Annotated in this window: 14 protein-coding genes; 1 reads left to right on the top strand and 13 read right to left on the bottom strand. The window is 35.9% G+C overall.

Going from position 1 to position 14,513, the window contains the following annotated elements; translation table 11 throughout:
• Positions 1–23: 23 nt before the first annotated feature.
• The 11 genes from ACVWM0_RS04075 to ACVWM0_RS04025 all read right to left on the bottom strand — a co-directional run bounded on the left by ACVWM0_RS04075 (position 24) and on the right by ACVWM0_RS04025 (position 10,838).
• A complete protein-coding gene (locus tag ACVWM0_RS04075) occupies positions 24–995 on the bottom strand; it encodes an ROK family glucokinase (protein ID WP_476473353.1) in 972 nt (323 codons plus the stop codon).
• Position 996: 1 nt separating this feature from the next.
• Positions 997–1,197 (bottom strand): YqgQ family protein, encoded by a 201-nt coding sequence (locus ACVWM0_RS04070; RefSeq protein WP_476473352.1) that lies wholly within the window; start codon positions 1,195–1,197, stop codon positions 997–999.
• A gap of 63 nt (positions 1,198–1,260) precedes the next feature.
• Positions 1,261–1,995: a rhomboid family intramembrane serine protease gene (locus ACVWM0_RS04065; protein WP_476473351.1), complete on the bottom strand. Its 735-nt coding sequence runs from the start codon at positions 1,993–1,995 to the stop codon at positions 1,261–1,263.
• Positions 1,973–2,551, bottom strand: coding sequence for a 5-formyltetrahydrofolate cyclo-ligase (locus tag ACVWM0_RS04060; RefSeq protein ID WP_476473350.1), 579 nt, complete (start codon positions 2,549–2,551; stop codon positions 1,973–1,975). Before ACVWM0_RS04060 ends, ACVWM0_RS04065 begins: the two co-directional genes overlap by 23 nt.
• A 237-nt stretch (positions 2,552–2,788) precedes the next feature.
• Positions 2,789–2,965, bottom strand: a complete 177-nt coding sequence (locus tag ACVWM0_RS04055; RefSeq protein WP_476473349.1) for a hypothetical protein — start codon at positions 2,963–2,965, stop codon at positions 2,789–2,791.
• A 159-nt stretch (positions 2,966–3,124) separates the two neighbouring features.
• Entirely contained in the window at positions 3,125–3,427 is a 303-nt protein-coding gene (locus ACVWM0_RS04050; RefSeq protein ID WP_476473348.1) for a hypothetical protein, read from the bottom strand.
• 217 nt (positions 3,428–3,644) lie between these two features.
• Complete coding sequence (rpmG, locus tag ACVWM0_RS04045) at positions 3,645–3,794, bottom strand: 50S ribosomal protein L33 (RefSeq protein WP_476473347.1); 150 nt, start codon at positions 3,792–3,794, stop codon at positions 3,645–3,647.
• Between the two features lie 124 nt (positions 3,795–3,918).
• The gene (locus tag ACVWM0_RS04040; RefSeq protein WP_476473346.1) at positions 3,919–6,042 is read right to left on the bottom strand and encodes a penicillin-binding transpeptidase domain-containing protein; all 2,124 of its coding nucleotides are present in this window, start codon (positions 6,040–6,042) and stop codon (positions 3,919–3,921) included.
• 199 nt (positions 6,043–6,241) lie between these two features.
• Positions 6,242–8,179: a threonine--tRNA ligase gene (gene thrS / locus ACVWM0_RS04035; protein ID WP_476473655.1), complete on the bottom strand. Its 1,938-nt coding sequence runs from the start codon at positions 8,177–8,179 to the stop codon at positions 6,242–6,244.
• Positions 8,180–8,497: 318 nt separating this feature from the next.
• Positions 8,498–10,126 (bottom strand): hypothetical protein, encoded by a 1,629-nt coding sequence (locus ACVWM0_RS04030; protein ID WP_476473345.1) that lies wholly within the window; start codon positions 10,124–10,126, stop codon positions 8,498–8,500.
• Positions 10,116–10,838, bottom strand: a complete 723-nt coding sequence (locus ACVWM0_RS04025) for an ABC transporter ATP-binding protein (protein ID WP_476473344.1) — start codon at positions 10,836–10,838, stop codon at positions 10,116–10,118. The genes ACVWM0_RS04030 and ACVWM0_RS04025 overlap by 11 nt, the downstream gene beginning before the upstream one ends.
• Positions 10,839–10,986: 148 nt before the next feature.
• On the opposite strand from ACVWM0_RS04025, the gene proC reads away from it, so the two are divergent.
• Entirely contained in the window at positions 10,987–11,772 is a 786-nt protein-coding gene (proC, locus tag ACVWM0_RS04020) for a pyrroline-5-carboxylate reductase (protein ID WP_476473343.1), read from the top strand.
• A 41-nt stretch (positions 11,773–11,813) separates the two neighbouring features.
• Here the strand turns inward: proC and ACVWM0_RS04015 are convergent, their stop codons facing one another.
• Positions 11,814–13,682 (bottom strand): ABC transporter permease, encoded by a 1,869-nt coding sequence (locus tag ACVWM0_RS04015; RefSeq protein WP_476473342.1) that lies wholly within the window; start codon positions 13,680–13,682, stop codon positions 11,814–11,816.
• Positions 13,682–14,422 (bottom strand): ABC transporter ATP-binding protein, encoded by a 741-nt coding sequence (locus ACVWM0_RS04010; RefSeq protein WP_476473341.1) that lies wholly within the window; start codon positions 14,420–14,422, stop codon positions 13,682–13,684. Before ACVWM0_RS04010 ends, ACVWM0_RS04015 begins: the two co-directional genes overlap by 1 nt.
• Positions 14,423–14,513 lie beyond the last annotated feature (91 nt).

The raw sequence follows: 14,513 nt of genomic DNA, 5'->3' as shown, positions 1-14,513 counted from the left end.
GCCTCTAATACCTCACTATATTATTATTTGTTGTCCTTAAATTGCAACGCCAAAGATGCAGCGCCGATAACACCAGCTTCGTTTCCTAGTTGAGCTAACTTAATTTTCGTACTATTATGTACTTGTGGAAAAGTAAACTGCTCAAAATATTCTTGGACACGTTCTAACAAAAAGTCCCCTGCAGCAGAGACTCCCCCACCAATGACAATATCACTTGGATTCAACATATTACCTATATTACCACAAGCTAGACCAAGATAGAAGCAGACTTTGTCTACAACAATTAACGCAAACCGGTCATCTTTTTTAGCTAAATCAAAAACATCTTTACTGGAGACATCATCTCCATTATCAATCATTTGTTTTAATACCGATTCCCCAGCAAATTCCTCTGCTAGCGTCCAAGCTAAACGTACAACGCCAGTAGCACTGGCTACCGTTTCTAAACACCCTTTTTTACCACATGTACAATCAAACCCATTAGGTTCAACCGTAATATGACCTACTTCACCAGCAGCTCCTGCCACTCCGTGGATGAGGTTACCTTCCGCAATAAGACCACCACCGACACCTGTTCCAAGAGTCATGAAACTAACATCAGGAGAATTATTACCAGCACCCTTCCAACGCTCTCCAAGAGCCGCTACGTTAGCATCATTGTCTAACGCAAAAGGAATATTTAATGCCATTTCAATAGGTTCTTTAATCGCTTGTAATGTCTTCCAATTAAGGTTATAAGCACCAATCACCGTTCCTTCTTCACGATTAACCGTACCTGGTGTTCCCATACCGATTCCTAAAAAATCAGCACTGGTCATCCCGTATAGATCAAGATGATGCTTTATAGAAGCAATAATTTCTGGAACAATGTGCATCCCTTCATCCATAATATTGGTCTTAATGCTCCACTTTTGTTGAATGTCACCAGCTTCAGTTAAAATAGCAAATTTTGCTGTCGTGCCACCTAAATCAATCCCAATTAATTTTTTTGACATGTTAACCCTCCTGCGTCTCTATTCGGTATTCTCGTTTTAAAATCATCATAGCACTAATAAATTCTCGTTCTTCAATTACTTTGGCCAATCGTAAATCCCGGAGCTCACTCATCATCACTTCAATATCCCATGAACGATTGCCGACATACACAAAAATGCCATATCTTTTTAATAATTGTTGAACATCATACATGCTTCTCATCTCAACACCCCTATATTATACTATCAAATTTTAGCATTTTCATTACGTATTTGTCTTTATTTATCAAAATTTGACGGTCATACCATAGTAATAGCAAACCACACATAAAAAGACAAACATTATCCCTGACACAATTCTTTTGTGGCCATTGATATCTACTTCTCCTCGGTTACGAGCTTTGGGTACACCTAGTACTAACATAAGCAATACTCCACCCACAGCACCACCAAAATGGCCCAAAATATCCACGCCTGAATCAAAAAGATTCATTACTAAATTCAACATAATAAGAAGCCCCATATTACGAGACATTTGTCTGATTAGAGGTTGGTAAGGAAAAATTTTACCCAATACCACAAAGGCTGCAAAAATACCAAATAAGGATGTACTTGCTCCAGCTGATAACCCATAAGGATTACCCAAAGCAAAACTAAAGAGATTTCCTAAAATACCACCTAACATATACAAGACAAAAAAACGTGTATGACCAATAATTGGTTCCAATAATCGACCGACAAAATAGAGAGAAAAAGAGTTTAATGCTAAATGCATAAAGCCAATATGAATGAATATAGGCGTTACTAATCGCCAATAGTCATGTTCTTGTGCAATAGCTGCTGGGCTCATGGCACCAAATAAATACAAGATGGCACTGTTTTCAGACCCATTAATAATACCAAGTCTCACTCCCTTTAGTTCCATCAGGACATACACTATGATTTGAATGCCTAAAAACCCATAGGTAAAAAATGGCAATCGGTTGATTTTTTCTAACTTAGTGGGTGGTTGATAAATCATGATCAATCTCCTCTTCTCTCTCAATAATAAGTTTATTGACAGGTAGATCGTATTGATTTGGCTCCCAATCATCTCTTAACTGAACAGTAAAAACAAGACTACACGTTGTCCCCTCAAAATCCACTAAGTACCTGTCGTAAAAACCTCCTCCAAAACCGACTCTGTAGCCTTCAGTAGAAAAGGCCACGCCTGGAACTAATAATAAATCTATCTCCTTTTTAGGAATGTCTAATTGTTTCACTGGTTCTAACACACCAAAAGAGGTTTCCTCTAAAGGGTCTCCTAGTTGATACTCACAAAAAATCATTCGTCCTTTTTCAAAGGTTACAGGAATACCTACCCGTTTATTTTCTAACAATGCCCTTTGTATGATAGGTGCTGTGTCTAATTCTTTGTTCATAGAGAGTGTTATACCAATCACACTAGCTCGTTGCCATTCTTCTGATTTAAATAAACGCTCCCTTAATTTTTCTTGGGCCTTTTCTTTTAATTCTGGTTGTGCCGACAACTTTGTTAATTGTTGTAACACTTCTTGACGTACTTCTTTTTTTAACATGTGTCACCATCCTATTTTTATGACATTAGTTTCATTATAACCGTCCCTTAGCAAAAAACAAATCAAAAAAGGTACCCGAAGTTCGTCCCAAACTCGAGTACCAGATAGATGTCTTAAAATAAGTTTTCCCCTTAAAGAACATTATATACTAAAAAAGGATTTATACATATTTTTTATGTCTTTTAAAACGACATATCTTTATTTTTGTATTTTAAATAATAAAAAAAGACACACTCTTTAGCGTGTCTCTTCAAAAATAAAATCTTCTAATCTGACAACACCGTTTTCTTTTGTCCCTTTAATTGATACTACAGCAGTGTTATTGAATAAAGCTAAAATAGATACTTCTTCGACTCCTTTTCTACCAATTACCTTAGCAGAATAAGTCTGACCTATCACTAATTGTTCTTTCATAATAAGAACCCCCTCTTCAAAAAAACAAACGTAATTTAAAACTCTTACACTTCATTTTAATCGATTTTATCACTTTTGTCCAATTATTTGGATAACATCGCTTTATTATGACTTTATGTAAAAAATGTCGGCTTTACGCTCTGATTGTTTAACCAATTGCTAAATAGACACTACTATATCCAAACCTTTTTTATCCCTTATTTTAATACTTTTACTTTCTTCACTAAACGTCATATTATCCCAAGTAGCAAAATATTGATCTAAAAGTCCTAATTCTACGTAATTGTTTAACCCTGCATTCTCCCACATAAAACTGAGAGACATTCCACTGTAATCACTTAAAAACGTTGTAGGTACTTCTGTTATTATTTTTTTATCCTCTATTTTGACTTGTAACGGGACCCTTATAAAATGACCGTGCCGTTTTTCTACCTCTTCTTTAAAATCAAGTATGTCATTCACAAAAAAACCTCCTTTTATTCTATCACCTCATTATAACAGACAGGGTTATTATAAGGATATAAAAGCAACCCAGCTTTGTTGCCGCTTCCAAAAATGCACATCTGAAAGCCATTTTTAAACAGAACATAGTCAAAAGCGTAGTCAATCTTGCTTTAGAAAATAAAAAAAGAGCTAGAAACCTTAACACATAAGGCTTCTAGCTTATCATTAACAATGATTATTTAGTTTCACGGTGTAAAGTAACTTTACGGTCACGTGGACAATATTTTTTAACCTCTAAACGGTCAGGGTTATTACGTTTGTTTTTGTTTGAAAGATAGTTTCTTTCTTTACATTCTGTACATTCTAAAGTAATATTTACGCGCATTTTCTTACCTCCTAAAAAATTTAACGTCAATCTTCGCTTGACACTTAAGTATCATATCATCTTTTAAAGTAAATTTCTACCCTTTTTGGTAATTTTGTTAAGTAGTTCTACTTTACACTTCTGTTTACTCCGTACCGTTCACTGAATCATAGTACGCATTGATTACTTCTCTTAATAATGTCGTGTTAATACCGGAGCTATCATTTCTTAATTGTGGAACAACCACACTCACTGCCACTTGTGGATCAGCTCCTGGCGCGTAGCCTACTATTGTACTATTAATCAAAGGTACTACTTGATTCGTTTTGGGATCTACTGCAAACGTTTCTGCCGTCCCTGTTTTGGCTAAAATATCATATTTAGCTCCTTGCAAAGCATGACCTGTTCCCATCGGTCCATAAACAACCTGAGACATTCCTTGTTGAATAATTTCAAATTCGCTGTCTCGGCCTTCAATTTTATTTAATATCTTTGGCTCAATTCCTCGTTTTAATTTTCCAAGTTCTCCAGAATCATTGTTACCGTATACTCCTTTTACCACATGAGGCGCTACTCTAGTCCCATTATTAGCAATGGTTGAGACAAACTGCGCTAACTGCATAGGTGTATACGTATCATAGTTACCAAAAGATAAGTCAAGTAAATTCCCCATAAGACCAGGGATTAAATTACCATTGTCATCCTCAAATTTTTTGTTAATAATACCTGTTGACTCTCCAGGTAAGTCAATCCCTGTGCTAGTACCCAGTCCAAATTTTTCATACGTTGTTCTTAAAGTATTGAAGACATCTGGCTCAATTGGTAAAATCATGCCTGGGCTATACTGAGTTCCCATCATACCTAAGGCAATTTTCATCATATAAACGTTGGAAGATACTTCTAACGCTTGAGCTGTTGTAAGTGACACTGCACCATAAGGGTTAAATAAGGATGATTTCACTTGTCCGCCATTAAAGCTTAAAGGTTCATCTACCATGGTTTGATTACCACTAATAATGCCATTCTCATAACCTGACATGATTGTGGCTGGTTTAATCGATGACCCTGGAACAAAGGCCTTATTAATCGTTCCCAATGCATCATCTGTTAGTTCCCCTGTTTTCAAGTCGTGTTGTAGTCCAGCCATCGCTAAAACATCACCAGTCTTAGGTTCTGTAACAACGATATACGCACCTTCCGAAAGATCAGCGTTTCCGTTATTAATTTGCCCTTGGTAATTATCTCTCAGAATTTCTACAACTTTATCTTGAAAATCTAAATCAATCGTAAGCATAACATTATCGCCTTTTTCGCTTGGCTTCACTTCTTTGCTCGACGTGATTTGCTGATTTTTATCTGTGACAACTTCGTATTGCCCTTTTTTACCTTGTAGTTCTTTTTCATAAGCCGCTTCAAGGTAACTTAGTCCCACTCGGTCATTTAATTTATAACCTTTTGCCAAGTATTCTTCGACCTTGTCTTCTGGTAATCCTTGTTTTTCAGAAGATACTGTCCCTAAAATAGTTCGGATTTGATCTTTTTCAGGGTATTCTCGTTCCCAATCTGTTCCTGTTGAAAGACCTGCAATGTTAGCTGTGTTTTCTCCAACAACGGCAATTTCTTCTGGCGTAACACCTTTATTTTTGATTGTCACAGGTTGTAGCGCATAAGCACCATTGATTTTTTTAAAAACGGAAGCAATTTTCAACTCTTCCTCAGACAGATTAATTTCATCTTCTGTCACTTTCTCTACAACTTTTAAGTAAATAGAAGCTTCAGAGGCTTGCTCCCCTTTATTATTGGCTTTGTCTTTCACTGTCAAACGCTCTTGTGCTTCTTTTAAGTGTTCCGGATCAGATAACCAAAAATCTTTCTTATCTCGTTCTGTTAGTGTATCTGCTTCAATCGTAACGAGTTTAACAATTTCTTCACTTGTCTTTCTAATATCATCCGCTGTCATTCCTGCACTTCTAGTAAAGATAATGGCTTGGTTTGCCTTATTACCTACGAGTATTTTGCCTTTTGAATCATAAATATTGCCTCGCGGAGCATTTTCTTCTACGATATTTTTTTGACCTGTTTCTACTATCTTATTGAATTTATCTTGCTGCTTGATTTGTAAATCAGATAACCTCACAATCAAAGCAGTGAATAAAAGAAAGACAATAAAAAAAAGAACATCCAGTCGAAAAGGGACATGAGATTGATTGGTACCTGTACCTCTATTTTTCTTTCCAAATGGTCGCCAATTTTGATTTTTTCTTGTCATTTATCTTAAAACCCTCTCAATCCGTCATTATGATTCATTATACTTATTTTTGTTTGCCTCTGTCATTGGGTGGACAGGTTATTTAATCTTTTTTTATTTTTCCACCTCAAAGTATCTCATGCTTTATCTTGTTTTTCAATTAAAATAGTTAGATAGATAGACTAAAAAAAGAATCTCCGACCAAAGTCGGAGATAATGCTTAATTTTGGCTATAAGTTGCGACTTCTTCCACAACTAATGCTACGTACTCTTCTAAGCTAATTGTGTTCATTTCTTTACTACCATAACGACGAACCGTTACTTCTTTACTTTCCACTTCTTTATCTCCTACAACAATTTGGTAAGGAATTTTAAGTGTTTGTGATTCTCTAATCTTGTAACCCATTTTCTCATTACGAGCATCAACATCAAAACGCAAGCCTTTGCTGTTAAGTAATTCTTTGATGTCATATGCATAATCACTATGCATGTCTAAGTTCACAGGGATAATTGTTCCTTGAACGGGAGCTAACCAAGTTGGGAATGCCCCTTTATAAACTTCTGTTAAATAAGCAACGAATCGCTCCATAGTTGACACAATCCCACGGTGAATAACCACTGGTCGATGTGAATTCTCGCCATCTTCTCCAACATAAGTTAAATCAAAACGCTCTGGCAATAGGAAATCCAATTGAATGGTCGACAATGTTTCTTCAATTCCCATCGCTGTTTTCACTTGAACGTCTAGCTTAGGACCATAGAAGGCTGCTTCTCCGTCTGCTTCAAAGTAGTCTAACTCCATTTCATCCATGGCAGCTTTTAACATTGTTTGTGCTTTTTCCCACATCTCATCGTCATCAAAATACTTTTCAGTATTCTCTGGGTCTCTGTAGCTTAAGCGGAAGCGATAGTCTGTTATATTAAAATCTTGGTAAACGGCTACCATTAATTCTAATGTGCGTTTGAATTCGTCTTTGATTTGGTCTGGTCTAACAAACGTATGACCATCATTTAATGTCATTTCACGTACACGTTGTAACCCAGATAATGCACCAGATTTTTCATAACGATGCATCATACCTAATTCGGCAATACGAATCGGTAATTCACGGTAGCTATGAATATCATTTTTGTAAACCATCATGTGGTGAGGGCAGTTCATAGGGCGTAACACTAGCATTTCTCCGTCACCCATATCCATTGGTGGGAACATGTCTTCATGGTAATGATCCCAATGACCACTTGTTTTGTATAGGTTAACATCTGCCATGATTGGTGTGTATACATGTTGGTACCCTAAGCTAATCTCTTTATCTGTGATATAACGCTCGATAGTACGACGAATAGTGGCACCTTTTGGTAACCAAAAAGGTAATCCAGAACCAACTTCAGGACTTACCATGAATAAATCAAGTTCTTTACCTAATTTACGGTGGTCACGTTCTTTCGCTTCTTCACGCATTTTTAAGTACGCTTTTAATTCTTTTTTATCGAAAAAGGCTGTTCCGTAAACACGTTGCATCATTTTATTGTCTGAGTTACCTCTCCAATAAGCCCCTGCTACGGATAATAATTTGAAGACTTGAATACGTCCTGTTGACGGCACATGTACTCCGCGACATAAATCAACAAAGTCCCCTTGATCGTAAACAGTAATCGTTTCATCTGCTGGCAAGTCTGTAATTAACTCTACTTTATATGGGTCTTCTTTAAATAACTCTAACGCTTCTTCTTTTGATACTTCTTTACGAACAATTGGGTTGTTCTCTTTAACGATTTTCATCATTTCTTCTTCTATTTTGACTAAATCTTCTTCAGTAACTGGGTTGTCTCCATTATCAGTATCGTAGTAGAAACCATTCTCAATCGCTGGTCCCACACCAAAATGAATGTTTGGGTATAAACGGCGTAATGCATTTGCCATTAAATGTGCTGATGAATGTCTAATAATTTGTAACGCATCTTCATGATCAGGTGTGACGATTTCTAAAGAACCGTCTTCTTCAATTTCTCTAGCTAGGTCAATCAGTTCTCCATTTAATTTACCTGCTAATGCTTTTTTAGCCAAACTGTTACTAATGCTCTTAGCAATATCATACGTTGTTGATTTTGCTTCAAATTCTTTCACTGCCCCATCTGGGAATGTAATATTAATCATTGACATCTTTTTTCCTCCTTTAAAATAAAAAAAGTCCTAGTCCATACATCTGTACGGACTAGGACGAAATAATCGTGGTTCCACCTAAATCTTTTAAAAGCAGTTATTGCTTTTTCTCAAACGTGTTAACGGTACGTACCGGCTTAGTTTCAACTAAACTCTCGAAAGTGGTAAATACAATGAGCTTCATCTAGAAAACTTTCAGTCGAGGTTCTCTTCCCTGTAAGATTGCTTGCATTGATTCATGTCTTTCTCATCAATCACTATATAACTACACATATTAAAACATGTTTGCTCTATAAAGGCAAGTGAGATTTATTAGCTTTTCAATTTAAATGTTTTTGGTGCGACTTTCATAATAATAATGAAGCCTACACTAACATAGAAAATCGCAGCCACCGTGAAAATCATCGCAATACCAAATCCAGCTGTTTTAATTTGAAGACTAATATACGAGATACCATAAAATAAACCATCAACAAATTTATAAACAGGATTTACAACCTCAAGTTGACTTGTGAAAGGTTGTAAAATATAGTAGACAAACAGTTCATGAAATGAAAAGAATAACACTAAACTTAGTAAGACAATGCCATAAATAAACAAGAACGTTATATTTAGTACCCAGCCATTGACACTGTTAAAAATTAATAACCAAACAAAGAACGTCACCGCAAGCATGCCATTATAATAAAATAATTTAAAAAAGCGGTAAGTAAAGCCTTGTCTAATCTCATGAGCTTCTCTATAGAATGGGTAGGCTAACATTGATGCATCGCAGTTCATAAAAATAACTTGTACGACCTTTTTACCGAAAGAAAAAACAAACATAACAAAAAACATAGACGGTAATAAGGCATAAAATAGCGATTCTAACTCTTTGGACGATACCACAGGAGCAAATCGTGCCGTAATCGTCATAGCCAGCATAATGGCACTTATAATCAGAACCCTCACTAATAATTGACGACGCAATGTCCGTTTAAAACGACTAAATAATAAGGCATTTAAATACTCTTGCCCTTTCAAGTGAGAGAAATCATCACTCTCAATCGCCATCTTACTTTGCATTTTTTGACCTTCTCCAAAATAACGTACTTTCGATTGTTCTTCTTTGGAAGACTTACTAATACTAATCATAGATGATTCAACAATATTAATCGTTACTTTGTCAAAATCTTTAAAATGGACGTAAGCATATAAACAAGGGATACTGAATAAAATAAATAGTAATGCTGTTAACCAACTAACTAGTGCTCCCTCAATGTGAGGTAAATAATCGAAATAATAACAGGCAAATGTGATAACACTACTTATAAGAATCATCATGATACTTAAGCCAAGTTTTAATTGAAAATGTTTTTTATACGCTGTTATCCTCAAACTAACCACTGCCCAGAATAAAGACAACGTCATATAACCAAAGAAGCCAACTAAAACATATAACATCACATTTTCTTCAATAAAACCAAACACAAGCAAAGGAACAAGATAGAATAGACTCTTTTTTAAGACTGTTAATAATGTTTTACTAATTAAAAACTCTTTTCGTGAGACGTGGTAACTTTCAGTGAATTGAATTTCCTTTCGGTCTAAGGATAAAAACAAGGACTCAATCATGGATCCAAGCACTGGAAATAGAAGAAACCACACAAAAAAGACACTTAGTTGATGCTCTGATAACATATTAATGACTTTGGTTATTCCAAAACTAATAAAAAAGCCAATAAAGGTACTAACTAATTTCATTAGTTGGCCCATACCTATTTTTATTTGGGCAATTATTTTTTTAAGACTATAATCTGAATACAGCATAGATGTGGGTATGTACTTACCAATTAAGGGAATTCGTCCTAAATAATAAATAAGACCATTAACAAAAAGGCTCCCTTTAAATTGTTCAAACTGCCACAACAAACGGCTACTTTTCTTAAAATCAACTGTCATACTCTTCCCCTTTTGTCACACCTGATAACAAATCGACAATCTGTTCTTCAAAGTCATCCCCTTGAATGTCTAAACTCTTAAGCCCGACTAGTTTTCCTTCGTGCAACAAAACAATATCATCACACAAATCTTGAGCTAGCTGTAGAATATGTGTCGAAAAAATAACAATAGATTCGTTCTTCATCGATAAGATTAACTCTTTCATCTCATGCGCTGCCACCACATCAAAAGAGGTTAAAGGCTCGTCTAACAATAAGATTGGGGGTTGCACCATCATTGTCGCAATCATTTGAACTTTATTTTTCATACCATGAGAATAATCTTTCATCAAACGATGACAATCTTCTTCTTTAATGCCCACTTTATTGAGATAAGCATCTGGTGTTCTAAGATGTTTCATTCTATCCCCATTTGTTTCAATAAAAAATTTGATAAATTCATAACCGGTCATAAAATCTGGCACGTTGGGTGTAGCATGAACAAGACCAACATCTGTTTCTAAGTAGTCTCCTGTAGCTCCCACTTGCTCTAGGGTAATACTACCTGATTCGTATCCTAAATCTTTTGATATACAATTGAACAAGGTCGTCTTACCTGCCCCGTTTCGTCCCAATAACCCGTATATCTTACCTTTCTCAAACGTAAAACTGGCATCATTTAAGATGTTTTTTTCTTTAAATGATTTTTTCAATCCTTCAATTTTTAACTCCATAGTCTCCTCCTATTAATAAAACAGCCTTTCGACTCATTTCAGTATATAAAAAAAAAGCATTTGTTTCTACTTAAATGTTTTCTTTGCTATATAAGTCACTCTTAATTTATAATAAAAAAGAAAGATGTACAAAAAGGAGAGCTGTCAAATGAAAATTAGTATTATTGGTGCTGGCCATATGGGAGGCGCTATGATTAAAGGGTGGGTACGCTCCAATGCCATCTCACCTCAAGATATCTTAGTTAAAGGGGGCAAAAAAGGGACGGCAAGTAAGCTACAAGAAGAATTGATGTTCTCTTTAATCGATTCCTACGAAGACATGCTTGAAAGTGACATTATTTACTTGGCGGTTAACACAAAATTAATCCTTCCTGTATTGACAGAGCTCTACACATGTCTTGGGGACCAGGATCACATTCCTATCGTTTCCGTTTCTGCAGGTGTGAGCCTAGAGGAAATGTTAGCTATCACTGGGGAAAGCTATCCGTTAGCTAAAGCTATCCCTAATACTCCAGTTCAGATTAACCAAGGGATTACAGGGGTTTCCTTAGCTCCTGGCATGACTGATAGTGCAACAAATGTCCTCACTGAAACACTTGGTTTATTGGGTGAATCTGTGACGATTGATGAAGATCAATTAGGGATATTTGGTACGCTTGCTGGTTGTGGGCCTGCCTTTGTTGACGTCTTTATGGAAGCTTTGGCTGATGGTGCTGTTCTCCACGGAATGGATAGAGACATGGCTTACCACGTCGCAGCATCCATGGTGAGTAGTGCCGCTAATCTTTTACTAGAAACCGGAAAACATCCAGGTGAATTAAAGGATGGTGTTACCTCACCTGGAGGGACAACCATTAAAGGCATCACTGCGATGGAAAAAAATGGGTTCCGTTATGCAACAATCAGCGCTATCGATACCATTATGACACCATAAAAAAAACTGGGAGATGCTCTCCCAGTTTTTTTCTTTTCCTATTATTCTGTAATCAATCGATATAATTTATTGAAATACAGTACTCTTGCAATAAGATAATACACTAATTGGACTGCTAAGAAAGTTCCTAATACAACAAATGCCGTCATTTGTAGCGGTTGACCAAACAATGAGTACATAGCTTTCAATGCCACAATACCGTGTATAGATGATACGATAACGGGAGTAAAGAATAAAATACCCACTTGTTGGTAAACAACCTTCTTCATCTCTTTACGGCTAAAGCCAAGTTTATGGACCATGTTAAATTTCTCTTTATCTACATCCATATCACTATACAATCTAAAGTATAAAAAGCTACCAGCTGAAATAAAGAAAATCAAACCAATGAAAAAGCCGATAAACAGAACAGGGGCAAAAGCCTCTGTGATCATTTTAGTCGTATAAGCTTTGCTTTGTAATAAATAATTTTCCTTGAATGCTTCGCCTACCTTAGCTTGATCGTCGAAACTTCCTTTGTCTACTAACCAAGCCGTTGTCTCTTCTGGCGCACCCTTAGATGCCACGGCTTCATAGAGAGTATCTGACACGACAAACACATTGCCAAAAGTAGAAATGACTGCCTTTTGAACCTGGGTATCTACCACATTAATCGTATCTTGTCCTTCAATGGTTAATGTTTTAGGCACTTCTTTTGTGGGACCTATTTCTTGAAAACGGCTCACTTCATCCAAGGCATAGACAGTTTGTTTAGTGTCCAGTGTTGCTTCGCCAAGTAAAGTAGCTACCTCATTATAATTAGACTCTCTAATAAAGATACCAGACACTTGATCCTCATCACTCGCATAGTTAACGCTGTTAATAATCACTTTTGAACTCTTAATGTCATGTTCTTCCAGTGATTGGGTGACATCTTGAACTAACTTATCTGAGTTTTCTTTCTCATCCATATTAGTCATCACATAAAAATCATAGGGGTTACTATTTACACCTTTTAAACTCATTTCTTTAAAGCCTACCAAGGAGCCAATCGCTGAAAAAGCAACGGTAGTAATAACTGCTACCAAGAAGAATGACCGAGCATTGTCTTTCATTCTAAAGCCTAAATCAGAGAAAACAAGCATGTTTGTTTTTTTCCAAAACAGGGTTTCGTTTTTTTGTAAACGGTGAACCACTAGCACACTCAACTGATTGAATAAAAAGTTGGTTCCTAAAATAACCATAATGATGACAGGTACCATAGCCATCACAACCTGTACCCCTGTCACTGTTAAAGCAACAGCATAACCACCGCCAACAAGAACAACAGCCAAGATCGCTTTTATTTTAGAAACTTTTACGTCTCCTTTTCCTAAATCATTGCTTTTTAATAATGTTTGGACATCCATTTTAGGAATTTTAAATTGAATAAAAACTGAGATAAGTAAAAATAACACCATGAATGACAGAACGGTCACAACTGCCGCCTTTATTGGTAAATAACTAGGTAAGTCGACCCTCATCGTTACTTTACTAACCCATAACAAGCCTTGGGAAAAGAAAAAGCCAATAATAATACCCGATATCGTTGCTAAGAAACCAATGATTGAATTCTCTTGGAATACCATTTTTCTTAATTGTTTGGGTGACATTCCTTGAATTAATAACAAACCAAATTCTTTTTTTCTAGATTGTAAGAAAATATCCATAGAATATAACACATAGAAAAAAGAGAACAAATAAATAATCACAGCTGCTGTCATAAGTCCAGTTCTAACTGCCGAATGCAAACCTGAACTCAAATTAGGGTGAAAAGCAAACACAGCAAATGCAAAAAATGACATAACGGTTGATAGAGTGCTTAGAAAGTAAGCTAAATATAGGTTTTTATTTCTTAACGTGTTTTTAAATACAAATTCTTTAAATCTCATTATTCCACACCTTCTAACTCTCTCAAGTTTTCCAGAATCACATCATAAAAAGAAAGTCGATCTCCTGTTTTATTGATTTCTCGAACCAATTCACCATCTTTAATAAAAATAATACGTTCACAGTAACTAGCTGCAAATGCATCGTGGGTTACCATCAAGATACTTGATTCTTGCTCTTGGTTTAAGCTAGATAATAATCCCATCACATCTTTAGATGATTTTGTATCTAAATTTCCTGTAGGCTCATCGGCTAATAATAATTTAGGTTCATGAATCATGGCTCTGGCAATAGCAACACGTTGCGCTTGCCCACCAGAAATTGTCGCGATTCTTTTTTTTAGTAGGCTCTCTATCCCTAGCCTTATAGCAACATCAAATAATTTCTTTTTCATCACACTGACCTTTTCACCATCTAACGTTAAAGGTAAAACAATGTTTTCTTCTACAGTTAAGGTTGGCATCAAATTAAAGTTTTGAAAGACAAATCCTAATTGATTTCGCCTAAACTTTGCTAACTCCTCTTGATTAAGTTTCGCTGGTTCATACTCATCAATGGTTACACTTCCTGATGTTGGTTGGTCAATTGTCCCGATTAGATTGAGTAACGTTGATTTTCCACTTCCTGAAGGCCCCATGATTCCTACAAATTCGCCATCTTGAACCGAAAAGCTAATACCTTTCAAGGCTTGAAATTGATTTTTTTCTCCATATGTTTTGGTTACGTTATTTATTGTTAACATCTATTTTCCCTCTTTCGGTTATTTATCATTGAAGTCATCATACCTCTAATCGGTCTTTTTTAACATTTATGCACCTAACAAGGAACGAACA

The organism is Vagococcus sp. 211 (assembly GCF_056322705.1).
Note: the sequence above shows the minus strand (reverse complement) of the source record. Positions and strands in the feature narration are given on the sequence as shown.